22 protein-coding genes and 2 tRNA genes are annotated in these 26643 nt (G+C 61.0%); 15 read left to right on the top strand and 9 right to left on the bottom strand.

The features are described 5' to 3' along the window. Positions 1–249: 249 nt before the first annotated feature. From U5919_RS14600 to U5919_RS14580, 5 genes are all read left to right on the top strand, one after another. Positions 250–1560, top strand: a complete 1311-nt coding sequence (locus U5919_RS14600; protein WP_336025190.1) for a ferritin-like domain-containing protein — start codon at positions 250–252, stop codon at positions 1558–1560. 64 nt (positions 1561–1624) lie between these two features. Beyond that, positions 1625–1903, top strand: a complete 279-nt coding sequence (locus U5919_RS14595; protein WP_336025189.1) for an ArsR/SmtB family transcription factor — start codon at positions 1625–1627, stop codon at positions 1901–1903. 55 nt (positions 1904–1958) lie between these two features. Continuing rightward, a complete protein-coding gene (locus U5919_RS14590) occupies positions 1959–2264 on the top strand; it encodes a DUF8036 family membrane protein (protein WP_336025188.1) in 306 nt (101 codons plus the stop codon). 163 nt (positions 2265–2427) lie between these two features. Beyond that, positions 2428–2511: transfer RNA gene (locus U5919_RS14585), tRNA-Ser, on the top strand. Between the two features lie 334 nt (positions 2512–2845). After that, a complete protein-coding gene (locus tag U5919_RS14580; protein ID WP_336025186.1) occupies positions 2846–3166 on the top strand; it encodes a DUF5785 family protein in 321 nt (106 codons plus the stop codon). 29 nt (positions 3167–3195) lie between these two features. Here U5919_RS14580 and U5919_RS14575 read toward each other — a convergent pair whose 3' ends face one another. The 3 genes from U5919_RS14575 to U5919_RS14565 form a co-directional block, all read right to left on the bottom strand. Further along, positions 3196–5451, bottom strand: a complete 2256-nt coding sequence (locus U5919_RS14575; RefSeq protein ID WP_336025185.1) for an amino acid permease — start codon at positions 5449–5451, stop codon at positions 3196–3198. After that, the gene (locus U5919_RS14570) at positions 5448–5966 is read right to left on the bottom strand and encodes a universal stress protein (RefSeq protein WP_336025184.1); all 519 of its coding nucleotides are present in this window, start codon (positions 5964–5966) and stop codon (positions 5448–5450) included. Before U5919_RS14570 ends, U5919_RS14575 begins: the two co-directional genes overlap by 4 nt. A gap of 339 nt (positions 5967–6305) precedes the next feature. Continuing rightward, entirely contained in the window at positions 6306–6704 is a 399-nt protein-coding gene (locus U5919_RS14565; protein WP_336025182.1) for a DUF7975 family protein, read from the bottom strand. A gap of 145 nt (positions 6705–6849) precedes the next feature. On the opposite strand from U5919_RS14565, the gene U5919_RS14560 reads away from it, so the two are divergent. The 8 genes from U5919_RS14560 (at position 6850) to U5919_RS14525 (ending at position 14424) form a co-directional block, all read left to right on the top strand. Beyond that, a complete protein-coding gene (locus U5919_RS14560; RefSeq protein ID WP_336025180.1) occupies positions 6850–7488 on the top strand; it encodes an adenylate kinase in 639 nt (212 codons plus the stop codon). Positions 7489–7683: 195 nt separating this feature from the next. Further along, on the top strand, positions 7684–8616 hold the full coding sequence (locus U5919_RS14555) for a DUF106 domain-containing protein (RefSeq protein ID WP_336025178.1): 933 nt from the start codon (positions 7684–7686) through the stop codon (positions 8614–8616). Between the two features lie 126 nt (positions 8617–8742). Then, on the top strand, positions 8743–9321 hold the full coding sequence (cmk, locus tag U5919_RS14550; RefSeq protein WP_336025176.1) for a (d)CMP kinase: 579 nt from the start codon (positions 8743–8745) through the stop codon (positions 9319–9321). Further along, positions 9266–10246, top strand: a complete 981-nt coding sequence (locus U5919_RS14545; protein WP_345786361.1) for an RNA-guided pseudouridylation complex pseudouridine synthase subunit Cbf5 — start codon at positions 9266–9268, stop codon at positions 10244–10246. The genes cmk and U5919_RS14545 overlap by 56 nt, the downstream gene beginning before the upstream one ends. Positions 10247–10350: 104 nt before the next feature. Further along, a tRNA-Pro gene (locus U5919_RS14540) sits at positions 10351–10421 on the top strand. Between the two features lie 1157 nt (positions 10422–11578). Then, entirely contained in the window at positions 11579–11794 is a 216-nt protein-coding gene (locus U5919_RS14535) for a hypothetical protein (protein ID WP_336025172.1), read from the top strand. A gap of 316 nt (positions 11795–12110) precedes the next feature. Beyond that, positions 12111–12800: a DUF1405 domain-containing protein gene (locus U5919_RS14530; protein ID WP_336025171.1), complete on the top strand. Its 690-nt coding sequence runs from the start codon at positions 12111–12113 to the stop codon at positions 12798–12800. A gap of 238 nt (positions 12801–13038) precedes the next feature. Further along, positions 13039–14424 (top strand): NAD(P)/FAD-dependent oxidoreductase, encoded by a 1386-nt coding sequence (locus tag U5919_RS14525; protein ID WP_336025169.1) that lies wholly within the window; start codon positions 13039–13041, stop codon positions 14422–14424. Between the two features lie 34 nt (positions 14425–14458). On the opposite strand, the gene U5919_RS14520 is transcribed toward U5919_RS14525, so the two are convergent. From U5919_RS14520 to U5919_RS14510, 3 genes are all read right to left on the bottom strand, one after another. Then, positions 14459–16051, bottom strand: coding sequence for a GMC family oxidoreductase (locus U5919_RS14520; RefSeq protein ID WP_336025168.1), 1593 nt, complete (start codon positions 16049–16051; stop codon positions 14459–14461). 506 nt (positions 16052–16557) lie between these two features. Continuing rightward, on the bottom strand, positions 16558–19464 hold the full coding sequence (locus U5919_RS14515) for a hybrid sensor histidine kinase/response regulator (RefSeq protein WP_336025167.1): 2907 nt from the start codon (positions 19462–19464) through the stop codon (positions 16558–16560). A 600-nt stretch (positions 19465–20064) separates the two neighbouring features. Beyond that, positions 20065–20733 (bottom strand): DUF7522 family protein, encoded by a 669-nt coding sequence (locus tag U5919_RS14510; RefSeq protein ID WP_336025166.1) that lies wholly within the window; start codon positions 20731–20733, stop codon positions 20065–20067. Positions 20734–20828: 95 nt separating this feature from the next. On the opposite strand from U5919_RS14510, the gene U5919_RS14505 reads away from it, so the two are divergent. Beyond that, positions 20829–22214 (top strand): response regulator, encoded by a 1386-nt coding sequence (locus tag U5919_RS14505; RefSeq protein ID WP_336025165.1) that lies wholly within the window; start codon positions 20829–20831, stop codon positions 22212–22214. Between the two features lie 304 nt (positions 22215–22518). Continuing rightward, on the top strand, positions 22519–23244 hold the full coding sequence (locus U5919_RS14500; protein WP_336025163.1) for an SDR family NAD(P)-dependent oxidoreductase: 726 nt from the start codon (positions 22519–22521) through the stop codon (positions 23242–23244). A 150-nt stretch (positions 23245–23394) separates the two neighbouring features. On the opposite strand, the gene U5919_RS14495 is transcribed toward U5919_RS14500, so the two are convergent. From U5919_RS14495 to U5919_RS14485, 3 genes are all read right to left on the bottom strand, one after another. After that, positions 23395–24222 carry a polysaccharide deacetylase family protein gene (locus U5919_RS14495; RefSeq protein ID WP_336025162.1) on the bottom strand — a complete coding sequence of 276 codons (828 nt, stop codon included), beginning with the start codon at positions 24220–24222 and terminating at the stop codon, positions 23395–23397. A 96-nt stretch (positions 24223–24318) separates the two neighbouring features. Then, positions 24319–25020, bottom strand: coding sequence for a creatininase family protein (locus tag U5919_RS14490; protein WP_336025599.1), 702 nt, complete (start codon positions 25018–25020; stop codon positions 24319–24321). 158 nt (positions 25021–25178) lie between these two features. Beyond that, entirely contained in the window at positions 25179–26594 is a 1416-nt protein-coding gene (locus U5919_RS14485; RefSeq protein ID WP_336025161.1) for a M20 family metallopeptidase, read from the bottom strand. Between the last annotated feature and the right edge of the window lie 49 nt (positions 26595–26643).

The raw sequence follows: 26643 nt of genomic DNA, 5'->3' as shown, positions 1-26643 counted from the left end.
GTCTGACGTATCAGTGATCAAGCGTTTATTATTTCGACCGTCTCGTCGCGGATTCGTCGACCGTCTTCGTGGCCTCAAACTGATTCAGTGTCGCTTTAGCGTCTCAAGGGCGGTTATTTTGGATGCAGACATCTATTTTGGATGAATTTGGGAGAGAATCCCGACAGAGTTCCAATGCTTCCCCGAGCCATTTGTGTCAGATTTCGGAAAATGCTCTTACGGATGTCGTGGCTCGAACGAAGTGGAGCAATGAATCCAACCGACAACACCGAAGATAGCAAGACCCGCCGCGGCTTCCTCGGGGCAACCGCAGCACTCGGCTCAATCGCACTCGCGGGCTGTATGGGCGACGATGGCAGCGACGACGCGATGTCGACGACCGAACAGACTGAGTCCCCCACGGCGATGCCGACCGAAGAGCCGACCGAACAGACGACGGAAGCGCCGATGCCAGCACCGGACGTCCCGATTCTCAACTACGCACTGACGTTGGAACACCTCGAAAACGCGTTCTACCGCGACGGCCTCGAGGAGTTCAGCGATGACGAGCTAATGAACGCCGACGTGCTCTCTGAGTTCGGCGACCGCATCCGGATGGAAGTCCCCGACTACCTGCGCACGGTCGGTGCCCACGAGGCCGCCCACGTCTCAGCGCTCACCGACACGGTGGAAGCCCTCAACGGAACCCCGGTAGAGGAAGGTGAGTACAATTTCGGATACACCACCCCCACAGAGTTCTTCCAAGTCGCGATGGCGCTGGAAAACACCGGCGTCGCCGCCTACGCCGGGGCGGCACCGCAAGTCGTCAACAACGACATTTTGGCCGCGGCGGCGGGGATTCACAGCGTTGAGGCGCGTCACGCGGGCTTCCTGAATATGGTCAACGGCGAAACGCCGTTCCCCGATGTCGTCGACGAGGCGCAATCCATCGACGAAGTGCTCGAAATCGCCGGACAGTTCGTCACCAGCGAAGTCGACCCGAGCGTGTACGAGACCGACGACTCGCGCCCCGAACCGGATCGGACCGTCGAGGACGATACGAGCGATCTCGACGTCCTCAACTACGCGCTGACGTTGGAGCACCTCGAAAACGCGTTCTATCGCGATGGTCTCGAGGAGTTCAGCGACGACGAACTGATGAACGCCGACGTCCTCTCGGAGTTCGGCGACCGCGTCCGGATGAACGTGCCGGATCACCTCCGAACCGTCGGCGAACACGAGGCGGCTCACGTGCAGGCGATCACTGACACCGTGAACGAACTCGGTGGGGACCCGGTCGAAGAGGCCGAGTACGACTTCGGTTACGAGACGCCGAGCGAGTTCTTCGGCGTTGCAAGAGCGCTCGAAAACACCGGCGTCGCCGCCTACAAGGGCGCGGCACCGACTGTCTCGAATGACGCCGTCTTCAACGCTGCAATCGGAATCCACAGCGTCGAAGCCCGGCACGCGAACTTCCTCAACGAACTGAACGGTATGTCACCGTTCCCCAACGGCGTCGACGAGCCGCAGACGATGGAGGAAGTCACGGAGATCGCAGGGCAGTTCATCGTTCAGAACTGATCGACCGGGGACCAACCGGTCGTGACGATACCTTTACGGTCGGGGATTTCATCGACTGCACGCAATGGAGGCCGTCCTCTGGTACGTGCTAGCCGGGACGCGAGGCGGTCCGAACCGAGTTCGTATCCTCCGCGCACTCGACGAGCGGCCCCGTAACCCGAACCAGCTCGCAGAGGAGTTGGATCTCAACTACGATACGATCCGTCACCACCTCGAGGTGATGGTCGACAACGACGTCGTGAGGGCCAGCGGCGACGACTACGGTGCGGTGTACCTCCCGTCACCGCCGGCGCGGAACCACTGGGAAACCGTCGAAACAATCATCAATCAACTCGACTCATGAACACGAACCCGATCGAGGACGACGAGACGAACACCGGGCGACCGGAGGAATTCCGATGAGCATCTGGATAGATATCGCGCGGCTGGCGACCGGGGTAAACTTGGTCTTGTTAGCCGTCCTGTTGGCGATTTGGGGACGCAATTATCACCAGTTGCGGTCCCGCCAGACGCTGGGGATGTTGGTGTTCGCACTGTTGCTGTTCGTCGAAAACGGGTTTGCCCTCTACGTGTACCTGCTCGATCCCGTCCTCAGGGTGTGGTTCAGCACCAGCGTCCCCGATCCCGCGTGGCAGGCGATGGTCGTTTTCCACATCCTAGAGGCGTTCGCAATCGGGTTTCTGACGTGGGTTACGCTTGATTAGCGGCCCACAATTGTCGAGTCGGGCGAGCGGTCGACCCGCCGAGTTCCTCGTTGGATTCCTGTCAGTGTCTATCGCGTGTTTCGAGCGAGAATCGGAGAGCGATAGCTTCAACTTTATCGGTGGTGGATGTCGAGACGCATCCCGTCGCGGGGTGACCACTACGGGTGGGATGGCAGAGCGGCCTATTGCGCCTGCCTTGAAAGCAGGTATCCTCACGGATTCCTGGGTTCAAATCCCAGTCCCACCGCATATTGTCACGAACACTCGCGAGCGCCTCGTGCGCTCGCCACTCGTGAGTGACTATTCGGTCACGAATGGGATTTGAATCAGGGAGCGTCGCGAACGCAGTGAGCAGAGCGACTGTGGTTCAAATCCCAGTCCCACCGCATTTTGCGAGGCTCACTCGCGCCGCAGCTACGTCTGCGGCGCACTCGTGAACAACTAAATCGGACACACTGGGATTTGAGCAGCGAGCGAATCTGTGATTTGCGAGTGAGTTCAAATCCCAGTCCCGCCCGCTTCCGGAGGCACTTCGCCGACAGATGCGTAACGGCTTTGCCGCGCCCTCCCAACACGCGGGTATGGACTGGCCACACGACCCCGACGGCGAGCAGGGTTCGGAGGGTAGACGCAAGTACGGCCACGCCGTGATCGCGAAGAAGATCGACGAGAACGAGGACTTCCCGCTCTCGCGCGATGAGTTCGTCGCGGAGTACGGCGACGACCCGGTTCGGCTGGACTACGAGCGCGTTGTCCCGCTCCGAGAGATCTTCGAGAACATCGAGGAAGCGGAGTTCGAGGACCTCGTCGCGATGCACAAGGCGGTCGGCCGCGCGATGCGCGAGAACGACCAGTGGTTCTACGAAGGGGCCGAGCAGTTCGTCGACGCGAACGAAGCCTGAGCGGCTCCGTCGTCGTTTCTCTCCGACAGCTACCGACTATCGCCGAGCAGTCGCTCCCACAGCGACCGCTTGCGTGCCTTTTCGGCGAGCAGCACCGAGCACTCGACGTCCTCGATGACGTCGAGGACGAGCGTCCCGCGGACGAGTCGCGAGAGCAGGCCGCGCTCGGTCGCACCGACGACGAGCATTGACGCGTCGGCGGCGTGGCGTTCGATCGCTTCCTCGACGTCCCCGGTCTCGACGATCAGGTTCGCGTCCGGAAGGCCGTTCTCGACCGCCCACTCTTCGAGGAAGGCCCGTCCGGCCTCCTCGTCGTCGGCGACGTGTAAGAGCGACACGTCGGCGTCGTACTCCTGTTGAAGCGCGCCGACGATTGCCGCGGACAGCTCCGAGTCCGGGCCGCCGGCTGTCGGGAGCAGGATCTCGGAGGGGTCGAACCCGCGGTCCTTCAGCACGAGGAAGTCACAGGGGAGCGACGACGCGAGTTCGTCGATGGCGCTCTCGGCGCGGCCCGGCGCGCCGTGGGGGTCCGGTCCCCAGCCCATCACCGTCAGGTCGGCGTCGTACGTGGTCGCGGCGTCGAAGATGCCCTCGAAGCTCTGGTGTGAGAGCACCGTGTGCGTTTCGACCGGCACGTCGAGCGTCTCCGCGTCCGCTCGGGCGCGATCGAGAAGCGAGCGCGACGCCGAGAGGTCCATCTTCTCTCGCGCCGATTCCAGCGCCGTTTGATCAGGGACCGTCTCGATGTGGACGGCGACGAGCGTGCCGTTCCGCTGTTTGGCGATCGCACTCCCGAGCGTGATTAGGTCGGTCTCGTGCTCGGGGTTCGCAAGCGGGACCATCACCCGGTAGTCGCCGCCGTCGGGTTGAACGGAGGTCGCGGCCGAGACTGCCGCGTCGGGCATCTCCTCGGAGCGGTGCAGGATGTACTTGCCGAGGATCCCTTGCTTCGTCGTTTCCCCGCGAGCGTACACGAGATACCAGACGATGGCCGCGAGAGCGATGCCGAACGACAGCAGCCGCGCGCTGGATTCGACGTACGCCAATAGCGCGAACGAAAACACGGTTCCCAGTATCGGCAACAGCGGGTACAGCGGAACCGTGAAGTCGGGCTGGTACTCCTCGGGGTTCACGTAGCGCATCGCGACGAGAGCGATGTTCAAGAGCCCGTAGATGATCAGGTGGAGTCCCGAGGCGGCCCCCGAGAGCAGCGCGATGTCGCCCACCAGAATGAAAAGTAGGATGAGGCCGCCCGTGATGGCGATCGATCGGTACGGCGTCCCGAAGCGCGGGTGGATCTCGTTCAGCGCAGGCGTCACGATCCGGTCTCGGCCCATCGCGAAGTTGATCCGGGAAGACGCGAGGATGGACGCGTTGGCGCTGGACGCAGTCGCGAGGAGCCCCCCGAACAGCAGCGCACCGCCCATCAGTGCGCCTTGGACCTGCCGACCGACTTCGACGACCGCGATCGGTTGTGTCTCGCCCGGCGCGACGTTCGTGACGAGATCGGCGATGAATCCCTGCGGGACGGCCGCACTCATCACGACGAGGACCAGCGCGTAGATCACCGTGACGAGGACGACGCTGCCGATCACCGCCCGCGGGAGGTTCTTCCCCGGATCTTTGATCTCTTCTGCGACGCTCGTGATCTGCACGAACCCGAGGTACGAGACGAAGATGAACCCGGTCGTTCCGAGCGTCTCACCGACCGTACTGGGTGCGGGGAGGTTTGCCGGATCGGCCTGCAGCGTTCCCAGAAGCGTGAACACCGCGAGGATCGCGACCAGAAGGATCACGATGATATTCTGCAGTCGTCCGGTTTCTTTCGCCCCGACGTAGTTGATCAGCACGAAGAACGCACCGCCGACGAGCGCCGCGATCGTCACCACGTCGAGTCCGATCGGACCGACTCCCAGAGTGCCGCTGACGCCGAATATCCGTGAGATGTACCGTCCGAACCCGACCATATAGAACGCGCTGGCGAACGCGAGCCCGAGCCAGTTCGCCCACCCGGCGACCGACCCGAGTAACGGCCCGAGCGCGTGGTTGACGTAGTAGTACGCGCCGCCGGATCGGGGCATCGCTGTGCCGAGTTCGCTGGCCGAGAGCGCCGTGAACATCGCGATGATGCCACCGAGCACGAAGGCGATCGAGGCGAACGAGCCGGCCCGAAGGATCGCGTCGCCGGGGAGGACGAAGATCCCCGCGCCGATCATCGTCCCGACGCCGATGGTGAGCGCGGCGAGGGGGCCGAGGTCTTTGGCGAGTTCCTCCTCTCCGCTCACGCGTCGTCACCCGTCGTTCCGCCATCGGCATCATCCATCGATCCATCGGCATCATCCGCCGTTTCGTCGGCCCCGTCATCCTCGCGGCTCGGGAGGACGACGACCGGAATCTCGCTCTCGGTGGTCAGCGTCTCGCGCGTGTCGCCGCTGAAAATGTCCCACCACGCTTTGCCCCCGCGCGGGGTGAACACGATCGCGGTCGCATCGAGATCCTCGGCCGCTTCGAGAATCGTCTCGGCGACGTCGGTCCCGTAGCGGAGGTCGGTTTCGACCTCGACGCCGGCGTCGGCTCCGGCCGTGCGAACGCGCTCGAATATCGCGTCGGCCATCTCCTCTCGCTGTTCGAGCGGCGCTTTGTCCGGCGCGCCGCCCGCCTTCTCGATCACGTGAAGTGCGGTCGCCCGCCCGCCCGCCGCGGCCACGTGCGGAAGCGCGACCGCCGCCGTCCGGGCGGCGTCGTCCTCGTTCGCGACCGGCAGTATCGGCCGGGCGAACAGGGGTTCGCTCTCAGTCATTGGTTGCGCGTGGTGGTGTCTCTCGTCCCACTGTGTCCCTGCAACCGCTGGTGTCGGTGCACCTCGTAGCGGTCGGTACCGGCGGACCGCGTGCGGGTCGAGTCCCAGTCTGAGACGGTGGTCGACTGGTGAGTCGAGGCACTCCGTGTGTAATCATACGACGGGCATAGGTCGTCATCAGGTATAGTGGTTCTCACTCAGTTCCGAGAAACGAACCGGTATGTTGCCGCTTCGTCACCTCGGAGGGTGTCGTATTTTCGTCTCGTTATCGCAGAGAGCATTCTCGTCACGTCCTGTCCTCCGAGTGAGGGCGGATCTGTTCTCGATCTGTTCTCGACGTCACACGGCTGTCACCCACGCGCGGTAGTCCTCGTCGCGTTCGTACACCTCTCTGAACACCCGATCGGCGAACGCAGCGAGGTGGTTCGCGTCCGAGCGAGCCGTGATCCGGACGTTCGTGGCCTCGGCCTCGTCAGGCGATTCGAGCTGGTCGATCCGGAACGCCGGGAAGTCGTCGACGACGTCCTTCAGGCGATCCAGTTCGTCGCCGACGACGTCGAGGTTGAACGTCTTGTCGGCGAACTGGACCCACGGCGCGGGCGAGTCCTCACCGTCGAGGTCGGGATCGTGATCGGCCTCGACCGTCGTGAACGCGCTTCCGCGCGTCCGGTGCGCTGTGATCGCCTCCGCGAACAGCTTCTGTCGCTCCCGCGAGTCGTCGGCGTCGAATCTCGTCATATCTGGCAGTTGCCGCGGTTCCTCAAGAAGCCGTCGCGCCTCGATCGACGATCCGCCGCCGTCAGCGGAGAAGCCGGTGGTGGAGAACGCGGTAGCGCGGGCGCATTTCTTCAACGTTATACGGCCGGACGCAGACTGAGGCGATATGGGCAAGCACATCTTGCTTCTCGGCCCGCCGGGTGCCGGGAAGGGAACGCAGTCGAAGCGCCTCGCCGCCGAGTTCGACCTCGAACACGTGACGACCGGGGACGCGCTCCGCGCCAACAAGGAGATGGACATCAGCGAGATGGACACCGAGTACGACACGCCGGGCGAGTACATGGACGCCGGCGAACTCGTCCCCGACGAGGTCGTCAACGCCATCGTCGAGGAGGCGCTCACGAGCGCCGACGGCTACGTCCTCGACGGCTACCCCCGGAACCTCGAACAGGCCGAGGAGCTCTCGGAGATGACCGACCTCGACGCCGTCGTCTACCTCGCAGTCGACACCGACGAACTCGTCGACAGACTGACCGGTCGCCGCGTCTGTCCGGACTGCGGGGCGAGCTATCACGTCGAGTTCGAGCCGCCCGAGGAGGAGGGCGTCTGCGATGAGTGCGGCGCGGAACTCGTCCAGCGCGACGACGACACCGAGGAGACCGTCCGCGAGCGACTCCGCGTCTACGAGGAGAACACCGCGCCCGTGATCGAGCACTACCGCGACGAAGGCGTCCTCGTCGAGGTCGATGGCGAGGGAACGCCCGAGGAAGTCTTCCAAGCGATCGTCGACGTCGTCGACGAGTAGCGAGGACCGAAGCTGATTCGAGCCGTCGACCGGTCAAAGGCTCACTGCCGGATTGGACGAGTCATCTACCGGATTGAACGAGTCATCGGTCGGACAGGACATTTTTCCGAACTGTTGACAGCGTCGAGCGACTGCCGACCGCTAGCACGCGGAGAGTAAAAGGTTCATAACCGATGGGGGGCTACCTCAGGGAAGATGCCACGAATCGAATCGAAAGTTCGCACCCTCGTCTCGAAGGACGACGAGATGCGTGAGGCCGTCGAGACGGTCCTCGATCGGACCGACGACGGCGAGAGAGACGTCACGTGGTTGGACGTGAAAGGTGATCTCACGTCCGGGCAGTGGGGCCGTCTCATCGAAAAGGAGATTCTCGTCGAGGGCGACGAAGGGTTCCGCGTGGCCGACGCCGAGGCGACTCGGGCGGGGCTCGAACCCGCGTCCACGTCGGACTCGTCGGGATCGGCCGCCGGGAGCGTCACGGAGATTCCGGACGACGACGAGTCCTCTTGGTCGAAGTACGACAAGGGCGCGGCGCTCGTCACGGTCGGCCTCTTCGTCGGCTACTCGTGGAAGCCGCTTCGGGACCTCATCGGGACCGCGATGGACGTCCCGCTCAGCCCGCTGCAGGAACTGCTTCCCTTCTACGCCGTCGTGATGATCCTCGCGCTCGCGACCGGGTTGTACTCGACGCTCCTGCAGGCGAACCTGATGGATATGGACAAGATGTCCGCGTATCAAGACCGGATGAAAGACATTCAGGAACGCCGGAAAGAGGCGAAAGAGGCGGGCGACGACGACGCCCTCGACGCCATCCAAGAGGAGCAGATGGAAGCGATGGGCGACCAACTCGGGATGTTCAAAGAGCAGTTCCGTCCGATGGTGTGGATTATGTTCTTTACCATCCCGGTGTTCCTGTGGATGTACTGGTCGATCGGCGTCGGGCAGAACGCCAGCGCGCAGGTCGCGCTGGACTCGCTCGTGCTGCCGCTCGTCGGCGAAGTCGAGTGGACGGAGTCGGTTATCGGGCCGATTCAGGCGTGGATTGTCTGGTACTTCCTCTGCTCGATGGGGTTCACGCAGATCATCCGCAAGAGCCTGAACATCGACATCTCGCCGACATCGTCCTGATCGGCCGGTCCTCGAATCTCCGGCGGCGCTTGCGACACGCGGGCCGACCGCCACGTCGCCCGCATCGACTCCCGTTGGACGAATCGCAAAGACAACCTCTTTTACTCGCCTTCCCGCAGAGGGAGTATGTTGGTAACCGTTTCTGGCCCGCCCGGGGCCGGGAAGAGTACGACCGTCACCGCCCTCGCCGAGGCGTTCGATCTCGAACACGTCAGCGGCGGGGACATCTTCCGCGCGCTCGCCGACGAGCGCGGAATGACGGCGGTGGAGTTCAATAAACTCGCCGAGGAGGACGATCAGATCGATCGCGATCTGGACAAACGACTGCGGAGCATCGCGCTCGAACGCGACGATGTGTTGCTGGAGTCGCGCCTTGCGGGGTGGCTCGCGGGCGACGCCGCCGACTTCAGACTCTGGCTCGACGCGCCGCTGTCGGTTCGCGCCGCGCGGATCGCCGACCGCGAGGACAAATCGCCCGAACGGGCGCTCGAAGAGACTCGCGAACGCGAGGAGAGCGAGGCGCTGCGCTATCGGGAGTACTACAACATCGACATCACCGATCTCTCCATCTACGATATCGCGCTCAATACGGCGCGCTGGAGCGCGGAGGACGTTCCGGACATCCTGACCGCCGCCGTGGGCGCGTACGATCCGAGCACCGACGAGGGGAAGTACCCCGTCGAAGGCGTCACCTACGACTTCTGACGATGACTGGGCCCCAACCGGCGAACGGGAGGCGGTGACGATGTCGGCACTCCGCGGTCCGCCCGGGGAGCGGTCGATCGAGGAACTGCTGTCGTTCGGGGTCGTCAACCTCGATAAACCGCCGGGACCGTCTGCACATCAAGTCTCCGCGTGGGCGCGGGATATCGCGGGCGTCGACCGCGCGGCCCACGCGGGGACGCTCGATCCGAAGGTGACCGGCTGTCTGCCGATTCTCCTCGGCGATGCGACGCGGCTCGCGCAGGTGTTTCTCGAAGGGACGAAAGAGTACGTCGCGGTCTTGGAACTCCACGGCCCCGCGCCCGCGGATCTCGATGCGGTCCTCGCGGAGTTCGAAGGCGAGATCTACCAGAAGCCGCCGAGAAAGAGCGCCGTCGCGCGTCGCCTGCGCACGCGGACGATTCACGAACTCGAACTGCTGGAGGTCCGCGAGCGGCAGGCGCTCGTCCGGATCCGCTGTGAGAGCGGCACGTACGTCCGAAAGCTCTGTCACGATCTCGGGCTCGCAGCGGGCACCGGCGCACACATGGGCGACCTCCGTCGCACCGCGACCGACCCCTTCGACGACGCCGATCTCGTCTCGACCGCGGATCTGACCGACGCGCTCGCCTTCGCTCGCGAGGGCGACGAGTCCGCCCTCCGTGAGGTCGTCGAGCCCGCCGAGCGATCGCTGAGACATCTTCCCCGACTCACCGTCGCGTTCTCCGCGGCCGAGCAGGTCGCCGAGGGCGCGCCTGTGTACGCCCCGGGGATCGTCGACGTCGACGAGGCGGTCCTCGCGGCCGACCCGGGGTCGCTCGTCGCGTGCGTCACACCTGATGGCGCAGCCGTGTGTCTCGGTCGCTTGGTCGGCGATCCGACGGCTGAATCGGGTGAGGTCGTCTCGCTCGAACGGGTCTTGGTGTAGCAACCGGAACTGGAACGGCCTTCGCAAGGCGTGCGAGTGCGTCGCTCGCACGCGTCGAAACGAAGGACTTAACGGTCACACTCGCATCCAATCGAATGCACTTCGGGACCGTGGGGTAGTGGTATCCTCTGCCGATGGGGTCGGTAGGACCTGAGTTCGACTCTCAGCGGTCCCATAATAATTCATATACAATCGATCGGAAAGCGACCGCTCTCGCCGCCACGAAACCGAGGTGGTCGTCGTGACGCCCCTCGACTTCGAGGACGAACGCGACAGCAACTCGGAAAGCTGACGTCGTGCCGACCCAGAACCTGCGCTGATCGAGCGCGTCGTCTACAACCGCTGGCTCGTGGCACTGCCGGACTCGAAGGTGACTCACGAGGTCCAACTGGAACGCGACCACGGCGTACTCACGGGCGGTTGTCGACAGCCGGAAGAGGGCGTCGACTACTCCGAGCAAGAGCGCTGCCCGGCACGGAAGTACAGTGACGATTCTGAACCGTGTGCGCATCTCTGTACGATTCGCAAAGCGCTCGTTCTGAACGACACGGCTGACGACGGAACGAGAATCCAAGTTTTCGATCGCGAAAACGCGGAGACCGCCGCGGCCGACAACGTCGACGCGGGGTGCTGCGGCGCGATCGCTGACACCGTTCGATCGGGATACCGACGAGCGGCGGGTGATCGCCTGCAACTGCTGCAGCTGCGAGGCCTCGGAGGCGCTGCTCGTCGAGACCGGTCGAACGCGACAGTGGGAGCACGACGTCTCGAATCCGTCCCACGTGCTGGAATACTGGCGAGAGGACAGCGACACGAACCCGGGGTCTGACCGACGGCGACAACACAGAGCGACGACAGCGAGGTACCGAGCGGGACGATCATCACCCGTGCGATCTGCGAGTGCATCCACCCGAACGACGCGCCGTGCAAACCGTGGGATGAGGAAGATGTCTGAGAACGGAAATTCGAAATCCAAGCGAGAAGTCGATCAGTAGAACCCGAGAGATTCGATGATGGCCGCAAATAAGGCGATGACGAGGGCAGATACGCCGATTCCGATTGCTAACTCTGAAACCATAGTTACACGATCCTTCCGAGTGAATATTCGCTCTCACTGCGGATCAAGCCCCGAATTCACCCAGTCTGTAAATTTGATAAATCGAGTGAATCACCGTTCGAATTTACACTCTGACGTGAGAGAATGCGAGCAGGAACCGCTCGTCGCGGACGGTGGTGTGAGTCTCGGAGACGGAAACTCGCGTTTCTGCGAGGGCATCGGCGGCCGACTCGACCACGCCGCAGAAGACCGCGCACTCTGCGGGGGAGGCGGCGATGGAGACGCGTGAGGTCACGACGATCTCGAAGCCGCCCGCGGTGATCGACGTCGACGTGGTCGGTGATCACGTGCTGGCGACCGCCGAGCGCGGCGACATCGCGACCGTCGTCAAGCGGCCGGTCGGAACCGACGGCGAGAAAGTAGACGAGCTGCTCGACGACGCTCCGGAGAAGATCGAGACCGTCGCGGGACCGTTCGCGGGAGGCGAGTAGGCTACCGACTTCTCACACAAATCGGAAACCCGAGCAATCGCTGCTATTCTTACTCATCGCCGAGCACGTTCTGTGAGGCGTTCAAACCCCGTCGTTTCGACCCCGAAACAGATCCATTGTGACGGGGAGATTGGCGCAATCGTCGTCTGCACTGACGACCAGCGTCTCGTCTTACTCGCGTGCCTGCGCTCTGGCGTGAGCAGCCGCGAGAGAACTGTGACCCTCAGGTGGAAGTCGCGAACAACCCCTTCGAGTCGGTGCCGATCGAAGATCGGTTCCGAGCCACTTACCGACTTTGCACATAAACCGAAACACGATGGCTCAGATGCCCTCCACAAACGACCTTCCGGCCTATCTCGCACCGTTTCCCGACCGGGTCGAGGAGGTCGCACTCCGCCTCGCGTGGGTGGTCGTCGCCGTCAATCTCGCGGGCACCGTGTTCGGATTCTGGTACTACCGGTTTCAACTCCTCAATAGTCAGCTCATAATCTGGCCCGCAGTGCCCGACAGCCCACTGGCGACGTTGTTTATGGTCGCAAGTATCGTCTCGTGGAAGGTCGGAAAGAACCGAAATTGGATTCACGCATTGGCCTTCGTCGGAAACCTGAAGTACGGCTTCTGGGTGGTCGTCGTCCAAATCGCGATCAACGACGTGTTCGCAACCGGTGATCCCTACCACTGGTTTTTACTCGTCAGTCACCTCGGGATGGGGCTACAGGCGTTCATAATCTATCGGTACGCCGAGTTCACCGTCCCAGCCGTCGGCGTCGCCACACTGTGGTTCAGCTTCAACGATGTGGTGGATTACTTCCTCCCGCTCGTGGGAGACTACCACCACACGTACTTCGGCCCGAAGCTCGTCAGTGCCGGCGATCACGGCGTCCGAGCCCACGACGTTGCTGCTGCCGCGGCTGTCGGTCTGACGGTACTCGCGACGTTTCTCGCACTCGCGATACGCGTCCGGCGGTTAGAAGAGAAAACCGACAGTCAATCCAACCGTCGCTAGGGGTGTAACACGATCTTCACGCCCGCTCCGAGCGTCGGAATCGGTCGCTCCGCGAGCGTCATCCCCTCGGCCGCTTCGCGCTTCTCTAAGACCGTCATTCGACTCTCGGCTGCCATCGTTGTCCGCGCTTCGAATGAGCCGCAATTACCTTTTCGGGCCGAATGGGTGACAGAATATATCACCATAACGACAGAAAGTTAACGACAGTATAATACTGGGTCGGGGTCGCTGTAGCCATATGAAGCGATTCGACGTAGCCATCGTCGGCGGCGGCCCCGCGGGGTCGTCGGCCGGACACGCCGCCGCGTCGGCCGGGGCGTCGGCGGTCGTGCTCGAAAAGGGCGTCCCGCGGACGGACCGTCCCGACAGATTAGGTCCCGATTCGACGGACGCCGCGGGGATTCTCGATTACTGGGTCGATATTATGGGCATTCACCCCGACGAGATGCCCGATGACGTCGTCCTCGGCGAGCTGGATAGAGCGGAGTTCATCGGCCCGAACGAGACGCTAACGATGCGCTCGACGGGGATCGAGTCGTCGTACGACGAGTTCGGCTTCTGTATGCAGCGGGCCCGTTTCGACGACTTCCTGCGCGACCGCGCGGAGGAGGCGGGGGCGGAGTACCGCGTCGGGACGTCGGTTCGGAACGTCGAAACGGACCTCGACGCCAACGAGGGCCCGCGGCACCGACTCGAACTAGCCGACGGCGACGCGGTCGGCGCGGACTTCCTGATCCTTGCGGACGGCCCGCAGCGGCAGGTGACCAGCGGCGTGCTCGACGCGTACCTCCCGTTCGACGTGAGCGAGCGCCTCTCAACGCGGGAGACGAACCACATCGCCTACCAAGAGCACCGCCGCCTCCCCGAGGACGTGTTCGAGGAAGTCGCGGGCGCGATCAAGTTCTGGTGGGGCCACATGCCCGGCCACACCGCCTACCCGTGGATCTTCCCGAATGACGACAACGTCGCCCGGATCGGCCTGACGATGCCCATCGGGATGGACATCGACGACGTCGAGGACAGAGACGACTATCCCCTCCTCCGCCCGGAGGACGAACGGATCCCGAACGGGAAAACGTACGTTCGACGTCTGCTCGAAATGGAGTACGGCGACGAGTACGACATCGACGAGGACTTCCCGCTCGTCGAGGACCGCGGCAAATCGGAGGGTACCGAGACGTACGCCATCTCCTCGACCCGCCCGATCGACTCCCCGACCGGCGCGGGAATCGCCGTCGTCGGCGGCGCGATGGGCGCGACCTCCGCCTTCCACGAGGGCGGCGATCACACGGCGGTCCGGACGGGTGCGATCGCGGGCGAACTCGCCGCCGCGGGCGACCTCTCGCCGTACAACGACCGCTGGAAGGACGCCATCGGCGACGAGGTGCTCCGCAACGTCGCGATGGCTGACGTCGTCCACGACTACGGGCCGGACGACTGGGACTGGGCGTTTTCGACGGCGCGGAAGCTCCTCGACAACAGCGGCGGGTACGGGCTGTTCGACACGAGCAACATCCGGGCGGGCTTCGGCGCTGCCCGGCTCGTCACGACCTACAAGCGCACGAAGTTCCGGTTCCGAAACGGCAAGTACGTCCAACTCACCGAGTCCGAGTACACGGTGTAAGGCCCGCAAAATCCCGGAAGCCAAGAGACCCTCGCTACTCGTCGGCGACGATCAGATCCGCCGCCCGCTCGGCGATCGCAAACGTCGCCGCGTTCGTGTTGCCGCCGACGATCCGCGGCATCACCGACGCGTCGACGACGCGGAGCCCCGAGAGCCCGTGGACGCGGAGTCGGTCGTCGACGACGGCCGTCTCGTCGCTCCCCATCTTACACGTGCCGACCGGGTGATAGACTGTCTGCGCTTTCCGCTTGACGAACTCGCCGATCTCCTCGTCAGTCTGGCGGTCTTCCCCGGGCCACACCTCCCTGACGCGGTACTCGTCGAACGGCTCGGCCTGCCCGACGCGCCGGGCCTCACGAATGCCTCGAATCATCGTATCGAGATCCGCGTCTTCGGCCAGATAACGCGGGTCGATCGCCGGGTCGTCGAACGGGTCGTCAGAGCGAAGCGTAATCTGGCCGCGGCTCTCCGGTCGAAGTTGCGTCGCGCCGATGTAGAAGCCCCGCCCCTCGTCGGGGTTCTCGTAGCCGTGTCGCATAAAGAATCCCGGACCGAAGTGGAACTCCACGTCGGGGCGGTCGAGGTCCGACTGGGTTCGAATGAACGCCCCGCCCTCGCCCCCGTTGGAGGTCATCCGACCGCTGCGCTGGGTGTGATACTCGACGATGTCCTCGAGGTCGCCGACGCCTTCCCGCGTCACCGCGTTTTCCGCCTCGTACTGCACCGTCGCGAACAGGTGATCTTGGAGGTTGCGCCCGACGCCGGGGAGCTGCTTTGTAACTTCAATGTCGTGGGTTTCGAGTTCTTCAGCGGGACCGATCCCCGAGAGCATCAGGAGTTGCGGGGAGTTGATCGTGCCGCCCGAGACGATCACTTCCTCGTTGGCCTTCACGGTCTGCCGTTCGCCGTTTCGTTCGTACTCGACGCCGACGACCCTGTCGCCGTCGAACCGCAGCGAGGTCACCTGCGCGCCGGTCTGTGCCGACAAGTTCGACCGCTCGACCAACGCGGGTTTGAGGTACGCCCGCGCGGCGCTGTGTCGCTCGCCGTCCTTCTGGGTCACCTGAAACAGGCCAACGCCCTCCTGACGTCCGCCGTTGAAGTCGCCGTTGCGCGGGTGACCGGCTTCGACGCCCGCCTCGACGAAGACCCGCGAGAGCTCGTAGGGCGATTGGAGGTCGGCGACGTTCAGCGGTCCGCCGACGCCGTGGTACTCGCTTCGGTGGCGCTGGTTGTTCTCGTTCCGCTTGAAGTACGGGAGGAGGTCGTCGTAGCCCCAGCCCTCGTTACCCATCTCGGCCCACTCGTCGAAATCGGAGGGATGCCCGCGGATATAGATCATCGCGTTGATCGAACTGGAGCCGCCGAGAGTCTTCCCGCGCGGCCAGTAGAGCTCCCGGCCGTGCATCGCGTCTTGGGGTTCGGTGTAGTACTCCCAATCCACCGCGGATTTGAACAGGTTCCCGACCTCGCTCGGCACGTGGATCGACCGTCTGTGGTCGGGTTCGCCCGCTTCCAACACGAGGACGCTCCGGGAGGGATCCACCGAGAGCCGGGTCGCGACCGTACAGCCCGCGGTCCCCGCACCGACGACGACGTAGTCGTACGATTCGTTCGCGTTTGTCATGGGTTTCAGTCTCAAGTACCCGGGAGTATACTTTTCGGTACCCCGGTTCGCCGTCGAGAACCGTCGGTTCCGATCCCGTCCGTGTATCCGGAACGATCTTACGCGTTCGACCCCTCGTTCCGGTGCGCACCCTTAGTCCCCGCCTCGAGTTCTCCCGCTACGGGAGCGATGATCCGGCGGCGAACCCGGGTGTGCGACATCAGCGGATCGTCCGCGCCCGAAAGACGGACCGCCCGACACGAGGGTTTCCCGGCCGACGCGGCACGCCGCCACGGGATGAGGCCGGTCGTTAGTGTCTTGGGCGACATTTTATGTATACTATTAGAATTATCTGCAAATAATATGGATAGCTTCAGTCAGAGTCTACCGTTGAATGAGATTCACCCGTAGTATCCTCTCTTTCTTGACGGATCACGGAAATTACCGATGATAACGAGCCTGGAATGAGATCTGCCGGGAGTACTGACATCTGATAGATTTGAATGTCCGTGCCGAATACACAGCGCTTATTCAGCAGTCTTTTGATTATCTTCAACACCGGTAATTTCGAACCGTGCGCCCCCATCACGGCCGTCCGTCACACGGATCTCCCAGTTATGTTCCTCGGCAACTTGATTGACGATATTCAGTCCAAAGCCGGTTCCTTCCTTGTCGGTTGAGTAGCCAGCAGCGAACACGTCCTCACGCTTATCCTGAGGGATTCCGGGGCCATCATCTTCGACATAGAACCCATTCTCTAATGGGCCAACGGTAACTGTTACATCCGTCCCACCGTGTTCAATCGCGTTCCTGAGTAGATTTTCTAGGAGTTGGCTGAGCCGATTCTCATCCGCCTTGATTGTGGGCAGGGGGCGTTTTTCATCCGCATAGAGTAGCTCAGCCTGATCTACATCGTCGGCCACCAGATTCCACGCGGCGTCAACAGTAGTTTGCATCACAGTCGGTTCTACAGATCCAATCTCCTGTTTCGCCCGAGCTAGCCAGAGCACATCCTCGATGATACGATCCATCCGATCTGTCGCAGTACCGATCACATCAAGATGCTCGCTTTCACACTCTTCTTGTGCGAGTTCTAATCGTCCCTCAACGACACTCAGCGGGCTTCGAAGATCGTGACTGACGACACTTGCGAACTCATCCAAGCGTTCGTTCTGCTGGTGTAGCTCCTGTTCGATTTGCTTTCGTTCGGTAATATCAACGAGAACTCCGGGGAACGTGATTGGTGTCCCATCATCGTCACATTCGACGTACCCTCGTGCGAGCACCCACTTGAGTTCGTCATCAATATTCCAAACGCGATACTCCGCCTCGTATTCTCCGCACGCGTCCATCGCTGCCTCGATCTCTTGTTCGACCCACTCACGGTCGTCCTCGTGGATCGAGGAGATGAATCGGTCAAGTTCGACACCGTCCTGAGCCACGTCAGGATCGACGCCGAATCGCTTGGCGAACTCGTTGCCGACGACGAGCCGATTCTCGGGAATGTGCCACTCCCACGTCCCGACTGCGCCCGCCTCAATCGCGTTCTCCAGTTGGGCGTTCGTCTTCTGGAGCTGCTCTTCTCGCTCTTTTTGTTCGGTGATGTCCTGAATGTATCCGCGAACTGTCGGCTGATCCGTGTCCGCAAGAACGTGGCCTCTCGTTCGAACCCACCGCTGGTTGTCGTTTGCGGTAATCAGGCGGGCTTCTCGATCGTATGATGCTCCGCTCTCAAGTGCGCTTTCGACTGCCTGTTCGATTGTCTCCCGGTCTTCGGGGTGGAAAAACTGAACTCCCTCGTCCAACGTTGGCTCAAACTTATCATCCACTTTATGAATCCGTCGCGTTCCGTCTGTCCACACCAATTCTCCGGACGCGCTAAATTCCCAAGCACCCAAATTCCCCAATCGCTCTGCTTCGTTGAAGAAATCACGCGTCCGTTCGAGTTCCTTTTCGCGCTGTTTGTGTTCCGTTACCGAGAGGAAATAGAACGCAAGCCCACCGTCATCGTTCGGATATACGTCAATATCGAACCATTCGTCCACACCGGAATAGTACTCAACGATAGTGGTTCCTTCCCGGGTTTCCATCGCTTGTCGGTATTTTCTCTCAAACTCAGTCCCGCGTGCCTCAGCGAACACATCCCAGAAATCTTGCCCGAGAAGTTCCGACTCATCTTGCCCGGTGAACTCTTCAACGGGATCGTTGACCACCGTGATCTCCCAGTTGGAATCGACTTCGATGACTGCATCGTTCATTCGGTCGATGATTTGCTGACGCTTCTGTTCGTGTTCTTTGCGTTCGGTAATATCGCGTCCTTCGGGGATGAGTAAGGTAACCTCGCCTTCGTCATTCAATACTGGGCGCACTGAGAAGTCGATGATCGCTTCTCTACCGGCACCTTTGACCGGAAGTTCATGGCGGACGAACTCTCCCTGTGCGGCGCTTTTGACGGCTTTGCGTGCACGGTCTTTGGTTTCTTGAGAATATTCGAACCACGTTGCTTCCCACATCTTGTTCCCGATGACATCGTCTCGATCCAAGCCACCGAACGAGAGGGCGGTATCGTTTGCTTCGATGAGCGTTCCATCCGGTTCCAATAATCCAACGAATGTGTACGTATTGTTGAAGATTGCCTCAAAGCGACGGGTGTGTTCCTTTTGCTCGGTGATGTCACGGACGTAGCCCACGATACGTGTGATGGACCCCTCGCTGTCGAAAATCGGCTTGCTTTGCGCTCGTACCCACCGTTGGTCGCCATCGGGCGGAATGATACGGTATTCAATCTCATCGGGCTGTCCCTTGGAGATTTGTTCCATCGAGCGTCGGACATCGTCCCTGTCTTCGGGATGGATGTACTCGATGAATGCCTCTGAGTTCTCTTCGACTTGTTCGACGGAGATACCCCAGATGTCTTCGAACGCCGAATTAGTAAAGAGGAGTTCGCTCCAGTCCTCGTTAAACATGAACAGAATATCATCGCTTTTCTCAGCAAGTTGAGTGAGTTTTTGTTCGGTTTGTTCGACCGCTTGCCGGGCCTGATACTGCTCGACAACGTTCTGAATCCGATGTGCGAGGACGGTGTATTGGCTGGTTCCGGATTCTTTCTGAAGATAGTCAGTCACACCTGACGAAATCGCTTCGCTTGCAATTTCTTCTGACCCCTTGCCTGTATAGAGAATAAATGGAAGCTCCGGATACTCTTCACGGACAGCTTCAAGAAACTCAATACCGTTTGTTTGTGGCATATCGTAGTCGGAGACAATACAGTCAAGCTCGTAATCGCCCAATATTTCCAATCCGTCGGTGGGGCTATTCGCTGTCCGAACATCAATTCGGTTGTCCTCGCGTTCGAGAAATGTAGCGGCCATATCGACGAGGCCTGGCTCGTCATCAACATGGAGAACGCGAATTGTATCAGCTGTCTCGCTCATACATACTTCTGCCTGAGAAACCCCCGATATAAGAATGTATGTTAATCAGTAGCAAATAACACACATATTAGATAAGAATCCGGTTATGGCTACGTATCCACTGTGGTTAGATAAATTCCGATCGCTCTTGTGTAGAGGATTGTTGATCGTGGCGGGAAGGGTTGATTCGGGACGGTTGACCACCCGGTTCAGCCCGTAGTAACCGGGGGTTGTCTCCTCAACACCCGAACGCACTCGGCACGAAACCACCAGACAGCTCTCCATCAACAATCTCTCACCCAAGAGCGTAGAACATTATACGACAGGCCATAGCTCACTTGAACTCGGTTCCCTCACAGAGACCTATCCGCAATATCGGGTTCAGGCTGTTGTGACGTATTGGATCCAGAGTGTTCGATTTCAGTTCCACTAAGCCTACTAGTAGATTTTCGTCCGGTAGTGTCTTGGGCGACATCGGCCTTTTGCGCTACGCGAGCGACTGCGTCGATCGCCGACCACGCGCTCGTGTCCGTTCGCGCCACCGAACTGTCCGCCGTCCGGGTCTTGCGGGTCGTTCGGTGGCCAGTACCGCACTCGTCCATCCGATACACGTGAGTTTCTCTACTCGAAGAGTTCGACGACGGACTCGCTGAACGACGGAACGGAGACGTCGGTGGCGTTCGAAAAGGAGATCGACAGCTGCGTGTCCTCTTCGACGAGGACCTTGACGACCGAGAAGTTCTCGAAGTGCAGCACCTTCGACCAGCACTCCTCGGTCGAAACCGCCAGCGAATCCAGCGAGTGCTCTAATACGACCGTCCGGAGCCCCCGCTCGAATTCGTCCTCGGAGTAACTCGCCAGAACGTCTGGGTCCGCGTGGCAAATGCGGACTTGCGCACCGTCGTACAGGGCGACAAGGCGCAACCAGTCGCCGAACTCCTCTCGCGCCAGCCGCACGACCGCGCGAACGTCCTCATCGGCGGGTTCCGTGACCGTCCAGTCGACGTCGCTGATCCGGTTTTGCACCTCTTCGTAGGCGGTTGCCCCCTTCTCCGTGAGACCGTAGTACCGCCCGACCGACCGGCTCTCCGGAACCTGCAACTCCACTACGTCCCTCTCTCGGAGTTCGGAGATGGCGCGGGAGACGTGTGGCCGTCGGTCCCCGACGCGTTCTGCGATCTCTTTCGGCGTCGCGCGGTCGAGCGCGTCGAGGGCTTCCAAGACGTGTAACCGGTACTTCGAGCTGGAGATATACGCCCCAGTATCAGTTACATCCCCTTGTGCGGTCATCCTCGGAGATTCGTGCTGAAGCCGGTTGAATGTGGCGTGGGGTACCAGTCTCGTACCAAAGTTTTTATTCAAATGAGAACACGCATAACCAAAGTATGAGCGAGATACCCGGCGACACTTCGATTCAGGTATTACATATCGACGACCATCCGAAGTTCAGTGATCTCGTGAAGACGTACGTCGAAAAGACCGACGACCGGATCACGGTACACACGGAGACGGATCCCCGTACCGCGATCGACCGGCTGGACTCCGAACCGATCGACTGTCTCGTCAGCGACTATCAGATGCCGGGGATGGACGGTCTCGACGTTCTCGAAACGGTCAGAGAGACGTACCCGAACCTCCCTTTTATTCTGTTCACTGGACAGGGAAACGAACAGATCGCGTCTGACGCCATCAAGGCGGGCGTCACCAACTACCTCCAGAAAGACGGCGTCGAGTCCTACGAACTGCTGGCGAACCGAGTTCAGAACCTAGTCAGCCAACGCCGCTCCGAGCACCGGGCACAGATCGCACAGGACCGCCTCGTCCAGTTGTACGAGCAGACTGACGGATTCTACAGCCTCGACGAGGAGTGGACTGTCACCTACTGGAACCAGCAGATCGCCGAGCGGACCGGCCTATCCCCCGACGAGGTGGTCGGCGCGGAGTTCTGGGAGGTGTTTCCCGAAGCCGTCGAGACCGAGATCTACGACAACTTCGAGACTGTGATGGAAACGCGCGAGGAGATGGAATTCGAGTTACAGTACGAGCCTCACGGTTATTGGGTGGAGATTCGCGCGTACCCGGTCGATTCGGGACTGTTCGTGCATTCGCGAGACATCTCAGAGAAGAAAGAGCGGGAAAACGAGGTCCAGTATCGAAACGAGGTACTGGAGTCGTTCGCTAACACCGTCTCTCACGACCTTCGGAACCCGCTCAACATCGCGGAGGGACACCTCCAACTGGCGCAAGAGACGGGTGATTTCGAGTACCTCGAAGAGGTCGCACAGGCCCACAACCGAATGCGAAACCTCATCGACGAGCTGTTACACGTCGCCCGGGGCGACGAGTTGGATCTCACAGACATATCGCTGTCCGAAAGCGCCGGACAGGCTTGGGAAACCGTGTCAGCCAAACAGGGAGAGCTCATCGTCGAGGAGGAGGCGAGCTTTAAGGCCTACGAGAGTCAACTGCGTCGGCTCTTCGAGAACCTGTTTTGGAACGCGCTCGATCACGGAGACGCGACTGAAATTCGCGTCGGTGCGCTCTCGAAGGGGTTCTACGTCGAGGATAACGGGAGCGGAATTCCGTCGGCCCTCCGCGATGAAATCTTCGACTCCGGCTTTTCGACCGACGAGAGCAGTTCCGGCTACGGTCTATCGATCGTCGATGGCATCGCCGATATGCACGACTGGGAGATTGCGGCCGTTTCAAGCGACCACGGCGGAGCACGCTTCGAGATCACCGGCGTCGACATCGACCGAGGAACGGCGTAGGGATGCGCTGCGGGATCTAAGTTACACAAGTTCGTATGAGCTGCTTGATGACTCCCGTTTCGAGCGAGAATCCGAAATCGTTCGGATGGCACGTCAAACGACCCACGGGAATCTCTGTTATGCGTCTGTTCGACGACATTCGTACCGCGCATTCCCGACGGACGGCCACCCCTCGAACCGGGATCGGGGGCACCACCGAGAGCGAAGCTCCCGTTCGTCACCCAGAACGCGCTGCGTTCCGATGCCAACGTGGCCAGAACTGCTCATAGGCGTTAATTAAGATAGTCGAGTTCGAATCTACGGTATGTCCACGTGTGCCCTCGTTACCGGTGCCGCTTCCGGAATCGGTCGCGCCGTAGTTGACCGGTTTCTCGACGACGGATCGGTCGATCGCGTCGCCGCGCTCGATATCGACCCATCCCTGCACGATGAATTCGGCGAATCGGTGTCGACCTACACTGTGGACGTCCGCGATCACGACGCGGTTCGTCGCGTCGTTGACGACATCGAGGAGTCGAACAACTGCGTCGCGGTAGTGAATAACGCTGCGGTCTCCCGGTATGCGTGGCTCGCGGACCTCACGCCCGAGGAGTGGCACGAAGTTCTCGAGATCAACCTCACGGGGCAGTACAACGTCGTTCACGCGGTCGGTCCCCGAATGTACGAGCGGGGGGAGGGCTCAATCGTCAATATCTCCTCGACAGCCGGCCAGCGTGGGAGCGCGAGCGCGGGGGTTCATTACTCCGCGTCGAAAGCGGGAATCTTCGGTCTCACGAAGGGGCTCGCGAAACAACTCGCGCCCGCTGTGCGGGTGAACTGCGTCGTCCCGGGGCTTATCGACACACCGTTGGCGACTGACTCCGGTCTCTGGTCTGAAGCGGAACTAGCCGCGTTCGTCGAGCGACTACCCGCCGGTCGTCTCGGCGAACCGGATGAAGTTGCGCGAGTTGTCCACTTTTTATGCGGGGACGGTGGCGCGTATATGACAGGGAGCGTCGTGAACGTCGATGGTGGTTCGGATCTCGTGTGAGCTCTGAGAGGAACTATCGTACCTGTCCATAGATTCTCATCACGCGGGGTGGCGAGAACTCTATGAGGATTTACGATAACACCTCTGAGTACCGAGAGAAGCGTTTGCAAGCAGCCGACGACGTACGAAGTCCCATCGGACTGAAATAGGTCAGGACTCTCTCTCGGAGATCGCCGACTCGATCGTGGCGAATTCGACGTCTGGATACGCGTCGATAGTCTCGATAAGCGACTCGAGACGCTGAACCCGGTGAGAATATCCCATAATCTGCGGGTGCATCGTCAACGTGTAGATCCCGTTTTCGACGTTCTGATACATCCAGTCGAACTGGGCCTCCCACATCTCGAAGACGGCCGACTCGTTTGCGTAGCCTCGTTGGCGATTGAAGGCGAAGGCCGGGAAATCATCACGCTGCCACGAGACGGGAACTTCGACGATTTCCGTTTTCTCGCCCCGCTCGTACGGAGCATCCGCCGGTGCTCGCCACCCGTCGCGAAGCCGATAGGGCTCGAATTCGGACGCCATTTGGCTCGAATCCCACTCGAACCCGAACTCTCGGAGCAACGACAGCGTATTGGCCGAGAAATCCCACGAAGGGGAACGATAGCCGACCGGCTGACGCCCCGTGAGGTCTTCGATCGCTTCGATTCCGCGCTCGATGTCCGCTCGTTCGCTCGTTTTATCGGGGTACGTCCGAGGGCGGGTGTGAGACCATCCGTGGTGTTGGATATCGTGTCCGGTTCCGTCGGCCCATACCGCTTCGACGACGTCCGGGAAGCTCTCGATAGTGTGACCGGGGACGAACCACGTGGTCGTAATATCGTGCGCATCGAAGAGTTCGAGCAACCGCGGTGCACCCACGTCGGCACCGAATACGCCCCGGGAGAGGTTTGTCGGGCTATCGGCCTCACCGAACGAATGGATCCACGAGGAGACCGCATCGAAGTCGACGGTGAGACAGACGGTGGCCCGACTCATCGCACTCTCCGTTCCGCCGCGGATTCGCTCAGTCGTACGTTGCACACCGCCGTCGGAGGCGTAGACCGTTCGGTTGCAGTGGTTTCGGTGATCATCTTATCCCTGTATTTCGAGGTCTCGGAGGACTTTATCGGTGGTTTCCGCAATTATGTCTGCGATGAACTCGGGATCGGAGTCAGTGGGATCACCGAGCCCACCCTCCAGAGTCAAGTCATCGAAATATTGGAACTGTTCCGATTCTGCGAGATCGTGTAGTGTCTGTGGTCGCTTTTTCTCCTGCCGAACCAGATCCGGGCGATAGTGTTCGATGATGCTCGTCTCGTGTTCGCCGGCGTGACCCCACTTATCGCCGAAGCGCTCTTCGAGTTTCTCTCGTGCGAAGTCGGTCCAGTTCACGTACCGCGTCGGTAGCTCGTGCTGTCGTTGGAGCTGATCGATAGCCAGTTTGTGTGGCTCGATATTCCCCGCGTGAAAGTTCGTAATCAGGAACCGCTCTGCTCCGTGTCGCTTCACCGATCGACCGATGTCGACGATCACGTCGCGGTACGTGTCGGCATCGAGTGTAATCGTCCCCGAGAAGGGAAGGTGATGCTCTGAGTATCCGTATTGGAGCGGTGGAAGCAACAGCAACTCGAGGTCGTGAGCCGGTGCACGCTCCGCGAGTTCGTTCGTGAGGTGAAACGACCGAAGCGTATCGACTGACGTCGGAAGGTGCAACGAGTGCTGCTCGGTGCTTCCACACGGGAGGACGACGTAGTCAGCGGTTTTGAACGCCTCCTCGGCATCCTCCCACGTCATCTGATCGAGACGGTACTGGCCGCAGTCACTCATTGTCGGTCATCTCCGGGCCGTTGTCGAATCGAACGATCGATCGGAGGATACCCTCGACCGCGGTTTCGACCGGTGTGTGATGCTGTACAGCCGTCGTAAGAGAGGTAGTTTCTACAGTATGCATATCAGTTCACATCCATCTCCATAGGTGGTTCAGCGGTTTCCGGAAGCGGACTCTCGTACTCGTGCGGGCGAGTCGATCGTAACTCCTCGTTCGCCGTCTCGATCAACGACGGAGTCGTGAACAGATCGTATGCGCTTCCTGCGAGAACTTTCGCGGCGTAAACCGCGGACGTTGCCGCGAAGTCGCCGTTCGCGGCGACTGCCTGCCACGTGTGGGAGGGCGTTCCGGCGGGCCAAGATGCGCACCAAAACTGTGCGACGGGCGTGATCCAACTGACGTCACCCACGTCGGTTGAGCCGCTTAGCACGGTTCCCTCATCGAACGATTCCATCGGTTCCGAGTAGAGCGCTTGGTCTCTCGCAGCCGAACGCACAGGTTCTGAAAGTACGCTGAGTCGACTCTCGATCGTTGCTTCGTCGAGCGTGTCTCTGAGCTCAGCCGCAAATTCCCGGTCCGCCTCCGTATACGGTATCTCTCCGAGTTCGCGCATATTCGAGAGAAGTACGTCCGAAAGCGTGTCGTTCGCGATGTAGTCGTAGCAGCCGGTTAGGAACTGGCGGTCGACGGTCGTTTGCGACATCAACGTGGCACCGTCGGCGATGTCGTCGAGCCAGTCGGTGATCCGGTCGACGCCCGACCGCGTCGACGCACGGACGAAGTACCAAACCGAGGCCTCGGCCGGAACGACGTTTGGTGCACCGCCGCCGTTCGTAATCGAATAGTGGATGCGGGCGTCCTCAGAGATGTGTTCTCGCATAAACTCGACGCCGAGGTTCATCAGTTCGACTGCGTCGAGTGCACTCCGTCCAGATTCCGGCGAATCTGCCGCGTGGGCTGACTGCCCAGTGAACGTATACTCCAGAGAGTTCATCGCGAGCGACCGTGCCTTCCACGGTGCCGATACCTGGCTCGGATGCCACGTTAGCGCCGCATCGAGGTCGTCGAAAACGCCAGAGCGGGCCATATAGACCTTGCCAACGAGCGTTTCCTCCGCAGGACAACCGTAATAGCGAATCGTCCCGTCGATTTCACCGCTCTCGATCGCCTCCTTGATCGCGATTGCGGCACCGAGACTGCCGACGCCGAAGAGGTTATGCCCGCATCCGTGTCCGGGGGCTCCGACCTCAACGGGTTCTCGTTGCGCCCCCACTTTTTGCGAGAGTCCGGGAAGTGCATCGTATTCGCCGAGGATTCCGATAGTCGGGTCTCCGGTTCCGTAGGAAGCAGCGAACGCCGTCGGCATTCCACCGATACCACGCTCAACGGTGAATCCCTCCTCGGCGAGCGTGTTCGCGAGGAGACCCGCGGAATCGGTCTCTTGGAGCCCGAGCTCTGGATTTTCCCAGATGGTGCGAGTGAGCGAGACGAGTTCGGTTCGACGTTCTTCGATTCGTTCGTGTATCGTGTCTTTGGTCATTGTTGGACGTATCTATGTTCGGTGACGGTGCAGTCTGTGCGGGGACGCC

This window comes from Halobellus sp. LT62, from assembly GCF_037031285.1.
GTDB classification, from domain to species: domain Archaea; phylum Halobacteriota; class Halobacteria; order Halobacteriales; family Haloferacaceae; genus Haloquadratum; species Haloquadratum salinisoli.
Note: the sequence above shows the minus strand (reverse complement) of the source record. Positions and strands in the feature narration are given on the sequence as shown.